This window comes from Pseudomonas sp. LY-1, assembly GCF_053502595.1.
In genome coordinates this window covers 169,283-184,033 of record NZ_CP094353.1, presented here as the reverse complement: position 1 = coordinate 184,033, position 14,751 = coordinate 169,283, and the positions used below count along the sequence as shown (strand labels likewise).

Here is a 14,751-nt window from a genome sequence, read left to right as displayed (position 1 = left end):
TCCATGGGCGCCGCAGCGCTCCTCCTTTTTCCTATGCCGCTCCTGCATCGGCGAATCCTCTCGTTCGATCGTCGGTAACGATCGATAGTGAGGGCCCCGTGCAAGAAGTCGCCCACCGGCACGGCTTCTACGTGGTCCGCGGCGTCCACTACTATAATGGATATCGCGGTGTTGTCGTCGCGCGTCCTGGCTACCGCTTCTATCGAGGATACTGGTTTCCGCCCGCAGCCTTCGCTGCCGGCGTGATCGTCGGCCGAACGCTGGCCCATCCCGTGCCACCGGCGCGCCGTCTGACCGCCGCCCATATCGAGTGGTGCTTCGATCACTATCGGTCATATCGTGCGTACGATAACACCTATCAGCCGTACGACGGTCCGCGCGAACAGTGCTGGTCGCCCTACAACTGACGTAGGAAATGTCGAATGCGTGTGACGAACTGATCGGCAGAGGCACCGCCGGTCGGTTCTTCGTCCATGGGAGAAAGTCGCTGGCGGCAGGTTAGCAGCAAACCTCAAATTGTCGGGCCGAATTCGAAACAGCTCTACGATCTCTTGGCCGAAACTGATGCCGGTTTGTCATTCGACACGACTCCAGGGTCGCTAAGCTGCCGGCGAAACCGGAGGCACCTATGAATCGAGACCTGAACTTCACCCGCCGCGAAGTCTTTTCTGCGCTAACGTTTGCTACAACCAGTGCACTACTAACCAACGATTCGGCCGCGCAAACCGCGGCGAAGGATCAATCGCAGCTGGTCGCCCGCGACTCCGAAAAGCCCTTGACCTGTGGGCTTCTGCTCTTCCCGAATATGACCGCCTTGGACCTTGTTGCGCCCCAGCTGGTGATGTCGAAACTTCCGAATTCAGTCGTTCATCTGATCGCCGAGAGCCAAAGCCCGGTGATGTCGGACAGCGACCTGGCAATCGTCCCGACGATGACTTTTGAACAGTGTCCTGACGAACTGGATGTCTTCTTTGTTCCCGGCGGGCCGAAGGGTACATTGACCGCGCTCCAGAATGATCGGCTTCTCGATTTCGTGTCTCATCGCGGATCACGTGCGCGATACATCACCAGCGTTTGCACCGGCTCCGTCCTTCTCGGAGCTGCCGGTCTCCTCAAAGGTTACAAGGCGGCGTCATACTGGGGCACGCTCGACATGCTTCCAGTGTTCGGGGCGACGCCCGTTAGTGATCGCGTCGTCAAGGATCGAAACCGAATTACGGGCGGCGGGATTACCGCAGGACTCGACTTTGGGCTTGAACTCGCAGCAGAGCTACGTGGCGAGCAGCGCGCGCGCCTGCAGCAATTGATCATGGAATACGATCCCAAGCCTCCTTTTGACAGCGGCTCGCTAAACACGGCATCCGCCGAAACGGTCGCTCATGCGCGTGAGCTTCTTGGTCCTTCGCTGCTTGCTATTCGCGCGGAGGCGGAGCGGGCGGCGAGACGACGCGGATAAACGCTTGGCCAAAAAGCCACCAACGGCGACGGTCCCCCACCTCGGTCAAGCAGCGAGAGGTAGAGTGATATCTCGATAGGTATAGTAGAGTGATATCTCGATAGGTATAGTAGAGTGATATCTCGATAGGTATAGTGTTTTGCAGTTTAGAGGAGATATCGCGATGCATACGCGGAAGGCAATAACGGAGGCGCTTCAAAAACTCGGAGTCCAAACCGGTGACCTCTTGATGGTGCATGCCTCACTTAAAGCGATTGGTCCGGTCGAAGGAGGAGCGGAGACGGTCGTTGCCGCGTTACGCTCCGCGGTTGGGCCGACTGGCACTGTGATGGGATACGCGTCGTGGGACCGATCACCCTACGAGGAGACTCTGAATGGCGCTCGGCTGGATGACGAAGCCCGCCGTACCTGGCTGCCGTTCGATCCCGCAACAGCCGGGACTTACCGTGGGTTCGGCCTGCTGAATCAATTTCTGGTTCAAGCCCCCGGCGCGCGGCGCAGCGCGCACCCCGATGCATCGATGGTCGCGGTTGGTCCGCTGGCTGAAACGCTGACGGAGCCTCACGAACTCGGTCACGCCTTGGGGGAAGGATCGCCCGTCGAGCGGTTCGTTCGCCTTGGCGGGAAGGCCCTGCTGTTGGGTGCGCCGCTAAACTCCGTTACCGCATTGCACTACGCCGAGGCGGTTGCCGATATCCCCAACAAACGGTGGGTGACGTATGAGATGCCGATGCTTGGAAGAGACGGTGAAGTCGCCTGGAAAACGGCATCGGATTACGATTCAAACGGCATTCTCGATTGCTTTGCTATCGAAGGAAAGCCGGATGCGGTTGAAACTATAGCAAATGCTTACGTGAAGCTCGGTCGCCATCGAGAAGGTGTCGTGGGCTTTGCTCAGTGCTACCTGTTCGACGCGCAGGACATCGTGACGTTCGGCGTCACCTATCTTGAGAAGCATTTCGGAACCACTCCGATCGTGCCTCCGCACGAGGCCGTCGAGCGCTCTTGCGAGCCTTCAGGTTAGAGGCCGTCGACAATGATAATCTGGATCAACGGACCTTTCGGCGCCGGAAAGACGACGCTCGCTAAGCGGCTGCGCGATCGGCGTTCCAAATCGCTGATCTTTGACCCCGAGGAAATCGGGTTCGTGGTGAAAGAAACGGTCCCCATGCCAGCGAGCGGAGACTATCAGGATCTCCCCTTGTGGAGGGGACTTACGATCGCGGCGGTCAGGGAGATTCGAAGGAATTACTCGCAGGACATCATCATCCCAATGACGCTCGTGCACCCGGACTATCTGACTGAGATACTCGACGGGGTAAGGCGGATCGACGATCAGCTGCTGCACATCTTTCTGACGCTCAACGAGGACCTATTGCGTCACCGGATCGCGAACCAGACCATGCATCCTGACCCGAATCGAAATGCGGAGATTCGAGAGTGGCGATTAGCGAATGTCGCCCGATGCTTGGCCGCAAGGGAACGGCTTCCATGCACAACCCGTGTTCTCGATAGTGGTGCACACACCAGCGATGAACTCGCAGCGATGGTGCTCGACGGAATCGATGGGCGCACCTGATCGCCTTCGACGCCTGCGCAAAGCGTAGCGCGAGGGTGGCGGGCTCACGACCAAACGCCCAGAGGTCGATCATCGCAGGGATGTTTGGCTTTGTGGTGCGGACGACGGGACTCGAACCCGTACTCTCACAGAGAAGCAGATTTTCGTACCACCTCGACTTTCGCCGCCGTCTGATGACGTTCGTGGTCTGGACTGTCCCTTCGCCATTGCCCGAAGGCTTTAGGCGCCGCCCGTCCAGTCTCTACACCTTCCCCCGAAGGGGCTTGGCTCGGGATTGGCTTAGGGTATTGCCCGTTAGCGTTCCCCGACTTTGAGCGGTTCTACTCCGCGGATTTCCCCGCGGGCACTCCAATTTTAAAGTCTGCTGCGTCTACCGATTTCGCCACGTCCGCCTTTTTTCGCCGTTCCTAGCGCTCGTGCGATGCACCTATGTTGCACCTAGCGCCGAATCGTTCTTCGTCATCCTGAAAAACCACGTCTCCTAAAGCCTTGCATAGCTTATCTTTTCTCCACCACGAACTTTTTTGTGGGATGGTAGAAAAAAAGACTTTTTAAGTCCGCTGGCTTGCCAGGCCTTGTTAGCTTGTACGGTCATGGTTATCGGGTAAAGAATATTGACGGCATCGCTGGTGTCGGTGGCTGAAAAGCCGGCTCCCATCAGGGCAATAGCCATTTCAGATGCAGGCGTACAGGGCAATGGTCAACAGCTACAGCCTGTCTGACGATTCCGGCGTCATGGCTGCGGCGGCTATCACGCATTTTTTGTTCGGTCAGGCGGTGTTTTCGTACCTCAATGGTTGGAGCGTGTTGATCGGACCTGGTACAGGTTTGGACAGCACGGGCTGCAAATACGCAAGGGATTTAATGGGCCTGGTGGCGTTCACGGCTTTTATCGTGACGTTTCTGTTCAGGGGCTACTCATAATCTCGTGGCTCGGCGGTTCCCGGCACACCATGACAGTAAGGAAGGACCCTGTGTCTCAACTCTCCCAGCTTCGAAGCCCCGCCGCCGTGCAGGCTGCCATCGATGAGTTCGTGCAACTGGGCCGCACGAAATTCCTGGCGCGCCACGGCTACGGCAAGTCCCGCGACTTCCTGGTACGTGATCCGAAGACCGGCACCGATTGCGATTCCAAGGCCATCGCCGGTGTGGCCTTCGGCAAGCAATTTCCCGAGCAGGGCCCGCTCACTGCTGACAGCTTCTCCGGTGGCGAGGCGACCGTCGTTCCGGCGCTGACGCGGCTCGGGTTTCGCATCATTCGCATCGGCGAAGACTGGTCCGAAGAAGAGGTCCTGGCCACGGTCGAAGACTATTTCGACATGCTGCGTGCCGAGGCGGCTGGGGAGCCGTACAACAAGTCCGAGCACAACCAGGCACTGCGCCAACTGCTGAACGGTCGCAGCAAGTCTTCAGTCGAGCTCAAGCACCAGAACATTAGCGCCGTACTCGATGCCCTGGGCCTGCCCTATATCAACGGCTACAAGCCACGCGGCAACAGCCAACTGCTGCTGCGTAAATCCGTACACGCCTACGTTCTGGAACATCAGCAGACGGTCGGCGCTCTTGTCGATGCCCTGGAGGAGGTAAAACTTCCGGGTGACAAAACCTACCGAGCGGCTTTGGTAGAACCACCCGCCCGTGAAGTGCTTGTGCGTACCCCGGCATCTCTACGGCAACGCCTACCGCGAAAGTTCGATTATGCCGCTCGCGATGAAGCCAACCGCAAGCTGGGCCGGGCAGGGGAGCAGTGGGTGATTGGCTACGAACAGCAACGCCTGACCGAGCTCGGCCACCCAGAGCTTTTTCAGCGGCTGGATTGGGTGTCCGACACCCAGGGAGACGGTGCGGGGTTCGACATCCTGTCGTTCGAAGAGGACGCCCATGAGCGCTTCATCGAGGTGAAAACCACCAATGGCGGGGTAGGCTCGTCTTTCTTGGTCAGCCACAACGAACTCGAATTCTCCAAGGAGGCGGGCGATCAATTCCATCTGTATCGCGTGTTCCAGTTTCGGGACGGTCCGCGCCTGTTCACGCTACCCGGCGACCTCAGCCAACATGTGCATCTCAAGCCGACGGACTACCGGGCGAGTTTCCGGAGTTTGGTGGGGTAAAGGCAGGGTTCTGTTGAGCCGAATGGCTGTGTGCGGCCGATTCTGTTGAAAAAGTAGCGGCCTCCCCATGCCGTTGGCAAAATTGCTTTGTCAGCGAGCGTGGGGGCGAACAGCATGATGGGACAGTTACCGGGAGGACAGCAGCGCCTGTTCTACTCGTTCAATCTGGAAGATCACGTCCCGGCCCAACATCTCCTGCGCAGCATCGACCAGTGCTTGGATCTCAGTGATCTACGTGCCTACCTGGCAGATTTCTATAGCCCCATCGGGCGTCCCTCGATTGACCCGGAGTTGATGGTGCGCATGCTGGTCGTCGGCTACTTGCTATGGCATTCGTTCCGAGCGGCGATTGTGCGAAGAGGTGCACCTGAACCTGGCCTATCGCTGGTTCTGCCGGTTGGGTCTGGAAGACGAAGTCCCCAATCACTCGACCTTCTCGAAGAATCGCCATGGGCGTTTTCGTGACAGCGATCTATTCCGCTGGTTATTCAATGAGGTGCTGCGGCGCTGCATGGCAGCCGGCCTAGTCAAGGGTGAAGGTTTCGCCGTCGACGCCAGCATCATTAAGGCGGATGCCAGCCGGCAACGTGGGGTGGCGGGAGATGAGGTCGATTGGAACGATCCAAAGCTCAGCAGCCGCGCAGTGCGCGAGTACCTCGAAGCCCTTGATGAAGAGGCGCTGGCTGAGGCTCTTCCCAAGAAAATTTCGCTCACTGATCCTCAGTCCCGTTGGACAGCAGCGCCAGGTGGCCCGGCCTTTTTTGCCTACTCCACGAATTACCTGATCGACACTGAGCACGGTGTGATCATGGACGTGGAAGCTACCCCGGCGCACCGTACCGCCGAAGTCGATTCGACTAGGACGATGGTCGAGCGTGTCGAGGCGCAGTTCGATCTCACACCGGAACGCCTTATCGGCGATACCGCTTATGGCACCGCCCCGATGCTGGCCTGGATGGTCGAAGAAAAGGACATCGAACCGCATGTGCCGGTGTGGGACAAGACCGAGCGCAAGGACGACAGCCTCTCCAGTAACGACTTTCACTGGAGTCAGGACGCCAATGAATATCGCTGCCCAGCCGGCAAACCGCTACGCAGTGAATGGCGCGCCTTCACCCAGCAAAGGTCGCGGGTAACTAAGGCCAAAACCGTCATTTACCGCTCCAGCCAAACCGACTGCGCCACCTGCCCGTTGAAAGCGAAATGCTGCCCCAACACGCCGAATCGGAAGATCGTCCGCAGCATCCATGAGGCTGCCCGCGACGTGGCTCGACGCATCGCCAAGACACCGGAGTACCTCGTCTCTCGCTGCGAACGAAAGAAGGTGGAGATGCTTTTCGCCCACCTCAAACGGATCATGAAACTCGACCGTTTACGACTGCGTGGCCTAACGGGTGCCACTGACGAATTCACCTTGGCTGCGATGGTGCAGAACCTGCGCCGCATGGCCAAGCTTTTGCCTCAAGGGCCACCGCTGACGGGATAGGTATGCCTGCTACGAGCAGAAACCCTCAAATTAACCCTTAAACCTGAGCAAGGACGCTCAGTGAAACGCCGGAAGGCAACTTGAAGTGGCTTGCAGCCACTTCGACAGCAGGCACACCTGATCGGCAGGCTGCCGCTAAAGCTACTTTTTCAACAGAATCGGCCGATTTGTGCCGGTCGTCAAGGACCGCTTCGGATCACTCTCAACCGGATCGCGGGCCAGCTGATTTGCTAAAACCCGCGCCAAACTCAACGAAGGATTTCGCATGATCCGTTTTTTTTGGCGATCACGCTCGGCCTGATGGTTGGCTGCTCGTCGAGTTCAAGTTCGATCTGATCAGTGAGCGGTAGCGCAAGTGGATCGCCTCAGCCAAGCAGCGTTGTTGCCGGCGGCCGGAAGAAAGCCTTGAACTAGTAGCGGAAAGGATGAAACTTTATTTTTACGATTCTCAGCATTTTCCAAGGTTGAGCGAAAATTAGGATGATACTTTAATGATTCCGGCCTCCATCCCCACAAAACGCTTGCAGATGGCAGAATTGAAATAAGTCATTGTTTTAAATGGATTTTTGCAGGAATTGCTACGTTGCAGGGTCCTGTAGTTAGGATGACACTTTATTTTCCTCCCACACCTGTTGTTGCTTTGGAATAAAGTTTGTACGTGACACGACGTCCAGGTCTGGACGTCAAACCCCTTCAGGACACGGCAAGCTCTGAGGGCCAGTGATGTCGCGTCGCAGATACGAGATCGACGAATCGAAAATCGAGAGGTTCCTCAAAGAGGGGAGAGGCCGAGGCGAAGGCGTTGATTATTCGCCTTGGTTGACGATTCAAGATGTTCCCAGCCGGCCAATTGCGTAAGGTGTGTTTGGCGGACGCTTACTGTGCGTCTCCACGAGGACACCCACCACAAACGCAGAGCTCCAATTCGAATTTGAATTACGCTATCGCTAGCATCTTGTTGAAAGCACTCTGCGAAAGCCGCTGAGGGTTACGAACGTTCCGATCCATCTTGTTTACACCATCCGCTAACGTGTTGGGTAGGAAATCCTGTGGGGACACTTTGAGATGGGCATGGCAAGGGATATGCCACCGGCCATTCAACCGCCACGGTCGCTGGACTATTGGCCGTCAGGCTCTGCGTAGGCTTCTGCCAGAAGGGCCTGGGCGTGACCTTCGAGGAAGTCGAAAACCTCTTCTTGGATATACCCGTTGTATTGCTTGCGCCGGCCCTTTGATACGACCCCATTCTGGTCTAAGCACTGCATAATCAGCTTACTCAAGAGGCTGCCGCGCACGTCGTAGTTGTCATTAACCACCTTGAGCAACGTGTCGTATCGTTGCAAATACTCGGTTTCTTCCCTCAGTTCGACTTCCAATGCCCGCTTGGCCATTTCCAGCGTGAAGGCCACACACTCAGTCGCATCCCAGTAGCGATATAGGCTTGGGTCGCCGGTGAAGTTAAGCGACATGTTGTCGGCATCGATCCAACGAACGTCCCAGAATTGCCGCGCAGGTTTCGAGAAGCTCTGCAGAGCTTCAAGATAGCGTTGCTCTTCTCGTTTCATGGCCACGGAGACCGGAAGTAACAAACCATTCTCCAGCGCACCGCTGCAGCACAATGCCTGGTGTATCAAGAAGCGCGACAGTCGGCCATTACCATCCATAAAGGGATGCAAGAAGACAAACCCGAACGAGGCAATGCCAGCGGCCACCAGCGGGTCAAGCTCCAAGGGTGCACGGTTTGCGAAGGCCATGAGTTCGAACATCAGCTCCCGGCAAATATCTGGAGGAGGGGGGATATAGGTGACCCCCGCCGCTCCTCGAAAGGAGTTGGTCAGATGGTTTTGTTCATGCCGGAAGGCCACCGCCCATTCAAGCGGTTGGGAAATCGCATTGTTTTGCAGAGAGACCAAGTAGTCTTCGGTAAGCGGCTGGCGGTCATGTGCCTGGCGCAGCAACTGAACAAAACGCTCTGACTTCTGCTGGCTCGGTGCTTCCTTTTCAATCGCAAATGAGGAATCTGTTTCGCTCAGGTACGCCCAGTTGATGGCGCGATCCATCATTTCCTTAGGCAAGGAAGCAATAAACTCTTTCGAACGCCCTAAAATGTCGTATTCAAGCAGGGCCTGGACCTCAGGCGTACGTTCTACAGTCGCGCAATATTGGAGTGTCCCTAGCCCATTGAAGTCCACGCGCCAGCGGTTGTTTCGCACCGATGGGCCCGTGATGTACCGCTCTGGATCAAAAAGCAGGACGCCGGGCCCCCGAGGCTTGTCCGTATAGTCCAGTGAACGGTCGGAATAGGCTTCCCAGAGAAAGCAGACTTTGCGCAGATAGCCGCTGCTGGGAGATTGGGTTATGGCCTCTACAAGGAGTCGACCTTCAATGCGAGGCAAAGCCTGCGCCAAAATAGAGAGGTTGACGCCCTCATGTTTGAGCGCAAAGATAATGTGGGCGAGAAAATCACCAGCCTCTGGTGCAACCGCCTGCGGAACTGCGAGCGCGCCGTTGATCTGCTCAATGCGGGTGACGGGTTGAACGAGTGCAGGCTTCTTTACCCTGATAGCCTTCAGCTCCATCGCATTGATCAAATGGGCGTAACCCACTAGATTTCCCATTCTTTCCCCTGTCGTTGGCTAGATTTTCTTAACCGTGCCAAGATTTTCTTAAAATGTGAGCCAAACACTCAGAAAATATTAACCGAAAATGGCCGCGCAACCACTATTTTTGGGCTTTCCGCTTATCGGCGGTAAGCGTCCGGCAATCACACCTTGCCGCATTGCGCTTTCTGGGCGACCTGGGCTTTGAACGCCATGGGGTTGAAATCTGCGACCATCGGAGCGGGTTTTCGCCCGATCACTGGAACATAACGAGCATAGGCCTGTTCGGCACACTCTCTGATCTCGGGGTCATCGTTTGCCTTGGCTGGTCGGATCATATCGGTCTCTTGAGTTGGAGCAGATTCAATATTGTTCGACTCATGTTGCTGCCGCACTAGGCTGATACTTGAAGAATAAGAGCGCCGATCCGCGATCAGGCCACCTACTCTTGGAAGAATCGATCGGGCCGACAGGGAGCAAGGGCAGAGGAGGCCCTGTGGTCGATAATTTCCTCGCTGACAAGACGGCCCACTACTGCCGCCAAGGTAACGCCTGGGTGCATGGCGCAAACGTATACGCCGCCGATTTTTGACAGATAACCGATGATGGGGACGCCATCCTCAGGCATTGGTCTGAGGCCGACGCAGGTCATTTCCGGATCAATGGAAACAGCCCCGTGCAGTTCGTTCTGGATCGCTCTAGCCGTTCGTAGTGCTACCGCTGCTGGCTGGTTTTGCAATGAGTCATCCACGTAATCCTCGGCCGCCAGCAACGCACCGTCCGAACTTTGCCTGACTTCCATTTCAGGGCTTGAAATCAAGGTGTGTACGAGGTTGGGTTGTGACTTGTAACGGATGAAAATGGCGGGTGAGGCCTCTATAGGAAGGGACACTCCAAGTATATCTGTCAGCTTCGTGATGCCTGTACCCGCCGCCAGTACGACAATATCGGCATTGATGATGCCCATCGCGGTTTCAATCCCCGTGACTTTTTTGCCCTGGGTTGTAAAGCCGAGAACGCGCGTGTGGGTGAGAATTTCCGCCCCATTTTCCTGGGCTCCTGCGACCAACGCAAAGGTTGCTGCCACTGCGTCCAGCGCGCCTTCTGCTGTCGCATACAACGCATACTGAGGGGGACTTTTGAGATTTGGCTCAAGGTCTAGAATCTGCGATCTGGACACGAGATGTGCCGACTTCAGGTGACCTGAAGCCGGCATTTCATTTGACCTGGCGCTATAGGATAAGGCACCCGTCCAGCGAATCTTAAGATCAGGCAGTTGCGCCTCGAGCCGGCGGTATTCTCCGATTGCAGCACCGCGCAGTTGCGCAATGGGGTCTGGTTCGGGGTGTGAAGAATTGATCCATGCAAACGAGCTCCCAGTCACGCCGGAGGCTATATATTCAGCCTCGACCAAGGTGACTTTGGCGTTTTTACCTGCCAAGTGGTAAGCCAGAGACGCGCCTACGATTCCTGCACCGACAATAACGATTCGTTTGTCTGGGTTTTCCATATCAACTCCCTGTTCTGCCGAACTTGCGATGTTACACAGCCGGTCTACCGATATGTGAACCTGACAGCTCATGAGTAAGCGTCTGCTGGAGTCAGCTTGCATAGCTCTGGCAGGTATCGCTGGGATCGGGTAGGTGACTTTGTCGTACCCTTACGAACAAAGCATTGGTAGACATCCTTGTAGGGCGAAGGCTTAGAGCGGTAGGGAGTGCTTAAAAGGATATCGTAGCTGGCAGACCGGGGTAAAGATCACGTCAGCTTCGCTGGATTTGCCACCGCCAATCCTTTAGATCAAGGCGACTTAACAAGACGCTTACCGAGGTGGCGTCTGGTCCGAAAGCGCACATTCGGCTACCCAGGCGCGAACCACCGGTGATGTCTAGTGAAGGACTGGACTGTTCGTCGGCCGCCGTATGGAAGCATGCTACATGAGGGTATTGGCGCTGCCCCTGGGTTGACCCGGTTGCCGACGCAAGACTGCCCCATTTCCAAACCTGTAAAAATCCAGCACAGACAATGATTCACGAGGAGTCAGACTGGGTCAGTGAAATCTCGGCAACTGGGTCAACTCGGCATCAGCGCCAACATGCGGCGTATCTTACACGCGTCTTTGCGACAAAAGATGAGGTCGATACGTCACCTCAATGCCGAGCGTGCGGGAGCAAACCCGCCCTCACATGTTGATCTTCGTCGGGCTTGAGGGCGGTGTCGGTCAGGTCCACCAGTAGCGCACGAGGTGGAAGAAAATCGGCGCCGCAAAGCACACCGAATCCAGCCGATCGAGCATTCCGCCGTGCCCCTCGATCATATGCCCCCAGTCCTTCACGCCACGGTCGCGTTTGATCGCCGACATCACAATGCCGCCGGCAAACCCCAGCAAGTTGATCAGCAGCGCAATCAGGAACGACTGCCACGGGTTGAACGGCGTGGTCCACCACAGCGCCGCGCCGATCAGCGAGGAGAGCAGGATGCCGCCGACAAAGCCTTCGACGGTTTTCGACGGCGACAGGTTGGGCGCAATCTTGTGTTTGCCGAACAGCTTGCCGCACACGTACTGCAACACGTCCGACAGTTGCACCACGATCACCAGGTAGGCAATCAGCAGCAGGTTGCGGCCTTCATAGCCGGGGATGTCGAGGGTGAGCAGGGCGGGCACGAAGGACACGCAGAACACTGCGATCATCAAGCCCCATTGCACCTTCGAGGCGCGCTCCAGGAAGTGTGTGCTGTCGCCGCCGAGGGAGGCGAGGATCGGCAGCAGCAGGAACACGTACACCGGGATGAAGATCGAGAACAGCCCGTACCAGTCGGCGTAGATCAGCAGGTATTGCAGCGGCAGCGCCAGGTAGAACGCGGCCACCAGCGCCGGGTAGTCGCTGCGCCGGGTCGGGGTGAGGGTGAGGAATTCACGCAGGGCATAGAACGACACGGCATAGAACAGCACGATCACCGCGCCGGTGCCGAGCCAGAAGGCGATGCCGATCATCACCACCATCACCCACCAGGCGTTGATGCGGGCGTTGAGGTTGTCGATCACCGCATTCGGCGTGCCACGGGTGCGCAGCTTGAGGATCAGGCCGATCAGCGAGGCGAGTACCAGGATCGCGCCGATCCCGCCGAACAGCATCAGGGTTTGGCTATCCATCTCAGGAATGCTCCGGGGCGAGGGCGAGCAGGGCGTCGCGGGTGCGGGCAAGGAAGGCGGCTTTGTCTTCGCCTTCTTCCAATTGCAGTGGCGCGCCGAAGCTGGTGGTACACAGCAGAGGCAGCGGCAGGACGCGGCCCTTGGGCATGACGCGGTTGAGGTTGGCAATCCACACGGGGATCAATTCGGCCTGTGGGTAACTTTTTGCCAGGTGATACAGGCCGCTTTTAAACGGCAGCAAGCCGTCTTCCAGATTGCGCGTGCCTTCGGGAAAGATGATCAGCGAGTCGCCGCCTTCCAGTGCGGCGAGCATGGGCTGCAAGGGGTTATCCACAGGGTCTTTGCGCTCGCGGTCGATCAACACGCCGTTGAACACGCGGTGGATGATGTAGCGGCGCAGCGCACTTTTGTTCCAGTAGTCGCTGCCGGCCACCGGGCGCGTGAATTTGCGCAGGTTCTGTGGCAGCGATGCCCACAGCAACACGAAATCGCCGTGGCTGCTGTGGTTGGCGAAGTAGATGCGTTGCACCGCCACCGGCGCGCAGCCCAGCCACAGGCTGCGGGCGCCGGTGACGGTGCGGGCCATCGAGGTAATCAGGGTGGCGACCACGGGTTCGAACATGGGAATTCCTTATCCGGCGAAAGGTAGCCAAGGGCTGGCGAGAATCACGCCCAGGGTCAACAGCACTTGAGCGCCCAGTAGCCAGGCTTGCTTGCGCAGCAGTTTGAGGGCGCCGCGACGGCGTTCGGTCCAGGGTCGGCCGGCGCGTTTGGGCGACTGCAGGCCGAGGGTTTGCAGGGCCTGGTCGAGGTCCGGGGTGCGTTCGGTGTTACGGGCGAGCAGGGCGAACAGGTCGGCATCGAAGGCCACGCGCAGCGCCCAGTACTTCTGCAGCAGGCCGAGGATAATCATCCACAGGCTGAGCAGCAGGCAGATCGGCGCGATGCTGGCCATCAGCAGTTGCGCCAGGCCGAACAACACGCCCAGCAGCGTCAGGCCTGTGGATAACTGATCCAGTGAGCGGCCGCGGCGCAGCAGGCTGGCGACGACCTGGAGTTCCATATCAGCCGGCATGGGGCAAGGCCTCCAAAGCATGGCGATGAGCGGGATGCAGGACCACCTCGGTCCGCGCTGTACGAATAATAGCCAGTGCCTGATCCACCGTGGCGGCGCGCCCGCTGTGCAGCAGCCAGGCCGCCACAGCGGTGGCGCTGCGCGAATAGCCAAGGGCGCAGCACACCAACACCGGGCCGCTGGCGCGCAGGCGTTCGATGGCTTGCGCGGCTTGCAGGCATTCGGCGGGGGTCGGCGCGATCAGGTCGAGGACGGGGACGCATTGATAGGCACGGCCCTGTGGATTAATCGGCAATTCCGCGCACAGATCGACGATGGCCTTGAATGAACCTTGCTCGCGCACGGTAGGAAGCCGACCGAGCGAGACGTTATCCACAATCAGGTCGGGCTGTGGATGCGTGCGCGTCCACAGCCGTGAATTGAGCCACGCCGCTGCCAGATATGGCGCATACAGCCAGCGCGCCGCAGGGGTCAGTCGACCGTCGGCACGCTTCTGGAAACCTGGCGCGCCGAGGACGACGTAATTCGCCATGATCAGCCCCAGGGACAGCGCCGGCCACAGCAGCCATAGCCACCACCCGCCGTAAGTCAGCGCGAGGATGAACAGCCCCAGCGCGCCCAGGCCGTAGCGCAACCCCAGGCGCCAGTGCGTGGAATCACGGGTCAGCCGCGCATTCAGCAGCGGGCTCGGATGTTCCAGCGGCCACAGCCACACGCACAGCCAACCCGCCAGGGCACCTGTGGGTAAGTCGATAAAGTGGTGTTGATAAGTGGTCAGCACTGAAACCCCGATCAACCCGAACCAGCCATGCACCAGCCAGCGCCAGGCGCCCTGGGTGTGGCGTTGGTACATGATCCACAGGATCACCAGCAGCGCGATATGCAGCGACGGCGCCTGGTTGAACGGTTTGTCGAAACCGGCCAGCACGGCAAACAGCCAGCCGAACACGCCATCCAGCTCCGGCCGTTCGAAGGTGAAGCGCAGTGGCCAGATCAGGAAGCAACTCACGGCGATGAGCTGCGCACTCAGCAGGCGCAGCGCATGTTGCTTCAGTTCATGGCGGCTGTTGGGCAGCAGCAGGGAGAAACCGTAGAGCAGGTCGATGGTCCAGTAGGGCACGATGGTCCAGGCCCAGAACGGCATGTGGGTTTCCCAATCGAACACCAGTGTGCCGACGTCGCTGCGCTGGCTGGTGATCCATGTGGCAAAGCCGTAGGTGCTGAAAAACAGCGGGGCCAACAGCAACAGCCACAGGAACGCGGGCTTTAACAGGCCGGGTTCGCGCATGT

The 14,751-nt window shown here is 58.1% G+C and carries 14 protein-coding genes and 1 pseudogene; 7 read left to right on the top strand and 8 right to left on the bottom strand.

Translation table 11 applies throughout. The features are described from left to right. Positions 1-98 precede the first annotated feature (98 nt). The 4 genes from MOQ67_RS00825 (at position 99) to MOQ67_RS00810 (ending at position 3,035) form a co-directional block, all read left to right on the top strand. Positions 99-407, top strand: coding sequence for a BA14K family protein (locus MOQ67_RS00825; RefSeq protein ID WP_196494983.1), 309 nt, complete (start codon positions 99-101; stop codon positions 405-407). Positions 408-628: 221 nt separating this feature from the next. Then, entirely contained in the window at positions 629-1,456 is an 828-nt protein-coding gene (locus MOQ67_RS00820) for a DJ-1/PfpI family protein (protein ID WP_021263998.1), read from the top strand. 163 nt (positions 1,457-1,619) lie between these two features. Further along, entirely contained in the window at positions 1,620-2,480 is an 861-nt protein-coding gene (gene aac(3)-IId / locus MOQ67_RS00815) for an aminoglycoside N-acetyltransferase AAC(3)-IId (protein ID WP_000557454.1), read from the top strand. 12 nt (positions 2,481-2,492) lie between these two features. Continuing rightward, positions 2,493-3,035, top strand: a complete 543-nt coding sequence (locus MOQ67_RS00810; RefSeq protein ID WP_000587837.1) for an AAA family ATPase — start codon at positions 2,493-2,495, stop codon at positions 3,033-3,035. Between the two features lie 481 nt (positions 3,036-3,516). On the opposite strand, the gene MOQ67_RS00805 is transcribed toward MOQ67_RS00810, so the two are convergent. After that, positions 3,517-3,708 (bottom strand): hypothetical protein, encoded by a 192-nt coding sequence (locus MOQ67_RS00805; RefSeq protein ID WP_000951934.1) that lies wholly within the window; start codon positions 3,706-3,708, stop codon positions 3,517-3,519. A gap of 23 nt (positions 3,709-3,731) precedes the next feature. On the opposite strand from MOQ67_RS00805, the gene MOQ67_RS00800 reads away from it, so the two are divergent. The 3 genes and pseudogenes from MOQ67_RS00800 (at position 3,732) to MOQ67_RS00790 (ending at position 6,632) form a co-directional block, all read left to right on the top strand. Further along, a complete protein-coding gene (locus MOQ67_RS00800; protein ID WP_000248278.1) occupies positions 3,732-3,959 on the top strand; it encodes a hypothetical protein in 228 nt (75 codons plus the stop codon). A gap of 50 nt (positions 3,960-4,009) precedes the next feature. Next, a complete protein-coding gene (locus tag MOQ67_RS00795; RefSeq protein WP_000080860.1) occupies positions 4,010-5,146 on the top strand; it encodes a DUF3883 domain-containing protein in 1,137 nt (378 codons plus the stop codon). Positions 5,147-5,260: 114 nt separating this feature from the next. Then, a pseudogene (locus MOQ67_RS00790) lies at positions 5,261-6,632 on the top strand (IS1182-like element ISCfr1 family transposase). A gap of 1,118 nt (positions 6,633-7,750) precedes the next feature. Here MOQ67_RS00790 and MOQ67_RS00785 read toward each other — a convergent pair. The 7 genes from MOQ67_RS00785 to MOQ67_RS00755 form a co-directional block, all read right to left on the bottom strand. Next, on the bottom strand, positions 7,751-9,250 hold the full coding sequence (locus MOQ67_RS00785) for a Fic family protein (protein ID WP_126589437.1): 1,500 nt from the start codon (positions 9,248-9,250) through the stop codon (positions 7,751-7,753). Between the two features lie 146 nt (positions 9,251-9,396). Further along, a complete protein-coding gene (locus MOQ67_RS00780) occupies positions 9,397-9,570 on the bottom strand; it encodes a hypothetical protein (protein ID WP_017850069.1) in 174 nt (57 codons plus the stop codon). Positions 9,571-9,674: 104 nt separating this feature from the next. Further along, a complete protein-coding gene (locus MOQ67_RS00775) occupies positions 9,675-10,742 on the bottom strand; it encodes an NAD(P)/FAD-dependent oxidoreductase (protein ID WP_126589438.1) in 1,068 nt (355 codons plus the stop codon). A gap of 711 nt (positions 10,743-11,453) precedes the next feature. After that, on the bottom strand, positions 11,454-12,386 hold the full coding sequence (locus MOQ67_RS00770) for a phosphatidate cytidylyltransferase (RefSeq protein WP_017850067.1): 933 nt from the start codon (positions 12,384-12,386) through the stop codon (positions 11,454-11,456). 1 nt (position 12,387) lies between these two features. Further along, positions 12,388-13,008 (bottom strand): lysophospholipid acyltransferase family protein, encoded by a 621-nt coding sequence (locus tag MOQ67_RS00765; RefSeq protein ID WP_126589439.1) that lies wholly within the window; start codon positions 13,006-13,008, stop codon positions 12,388-12,390. Between the two features lie 9 nt (positions 13,009-13,017). Further along, entirely contained in the window at positions 13,018-13,461 is a 444-nt protein-coding gene (locus MOQ67_RS00760) for a hypothetical protein (RefSeq protein ID WP_017850065.1), read from the bottom strand. Beyond that, complete coding sequence (locus MOQ67_RS00755; protein ID WP_126589440.1) at positions 13,451-14,749, bottom strand: phosphatase PAP2/dual specificity phosphatase family protein; 1,299 nt, start codon at positions 14,747-14,749, stop codon at positions 13,451-13,453. The genes MOQ67_RS00760 and MOQ67_RS00755 overlap by 11 nt, the downstream gene beginning before the upstream one ends. Between the last annotated feature and the right edge of the window lie 2 nt (positions 14,750-14,751).

Coding starts and splice junctions, on each gene's coding strand:
- MOQ67_RS00820 (WP_021263998.1), top strand. CDS start 629: ATGAATCGAGACCTGAACTTCACCCGCCGCGAAGTCTTTTCTGCGCTA.
- MOQ67_RS00810 (WP_000587837.1), top strand. CDS start 2,493: ATGATAATCTGGATCAACGGACCTTTCGGCGCCGGAAAGACGACGCTC.
- MOQ67_RS00805 (WP_000951934.1), bottom strand. CDS start 3,708: ATGGCTATTGCCCTGATGGGAGCCGGCTTTTCAGCCACCGACACCAGC.
- MOQ67_RS00800 (WP_000248278.1), top strand. CDS start 3,732: ATGGTCAACAGCTACAGCCTGTCTGACGATTCCGGCGTCATGGCTGCG.
- MOQ67_RS00785 (WP_126589437.1), bottom strand. CDS start 9,250: ATGGGAAATCTAGTGGGTTACGCCCATTTGATCAATGCGATGGAGCTG.
- MOQ67_RS00780 (WP_017850069.1), bottom strand. CDS start 9,570: ATGATCCGACCAGCCAAGGCAAACGATGACCCCGAGATCAGAGAGTGT.
- MOQ67_RS00775 (WP_126589438.1), bottom strand. CDS start 10,742: ATGGAAAACCCAGACAAACGAATCGTTATTGTCGGTGCAGGAATCGTA.
- MOQ67_RS00770 (WP_017850067.1), bottom strand. CDS start 12,386: ATGGATAGCCAAACCCTGATGCTGTTCGGCGGGATCGGCGCGATCCTG.
- MOQ67_RS00765 (WP_126589439.1), bottom strand. CDS start 13,008: ATGTTCGAACCCGTGGTCGCCACCCTGATTACCTCGATGGCCCGCACC.
- MOQ67_RS00760 (WP_017850065.1), bottom strand. CDS start 13,461: ATGCCGGCTGATATGGAACTCCAGGTCGTCGCCAGCCTGCTGCGCCGC.
- MOQ67_RS00755 (WP_126589440.1), bottom strand. CDS start 14,749: ATGCGCGAACCCGGCCTGTTAAAGCCCGCGTTCCTGTGGCTGTTGCTG.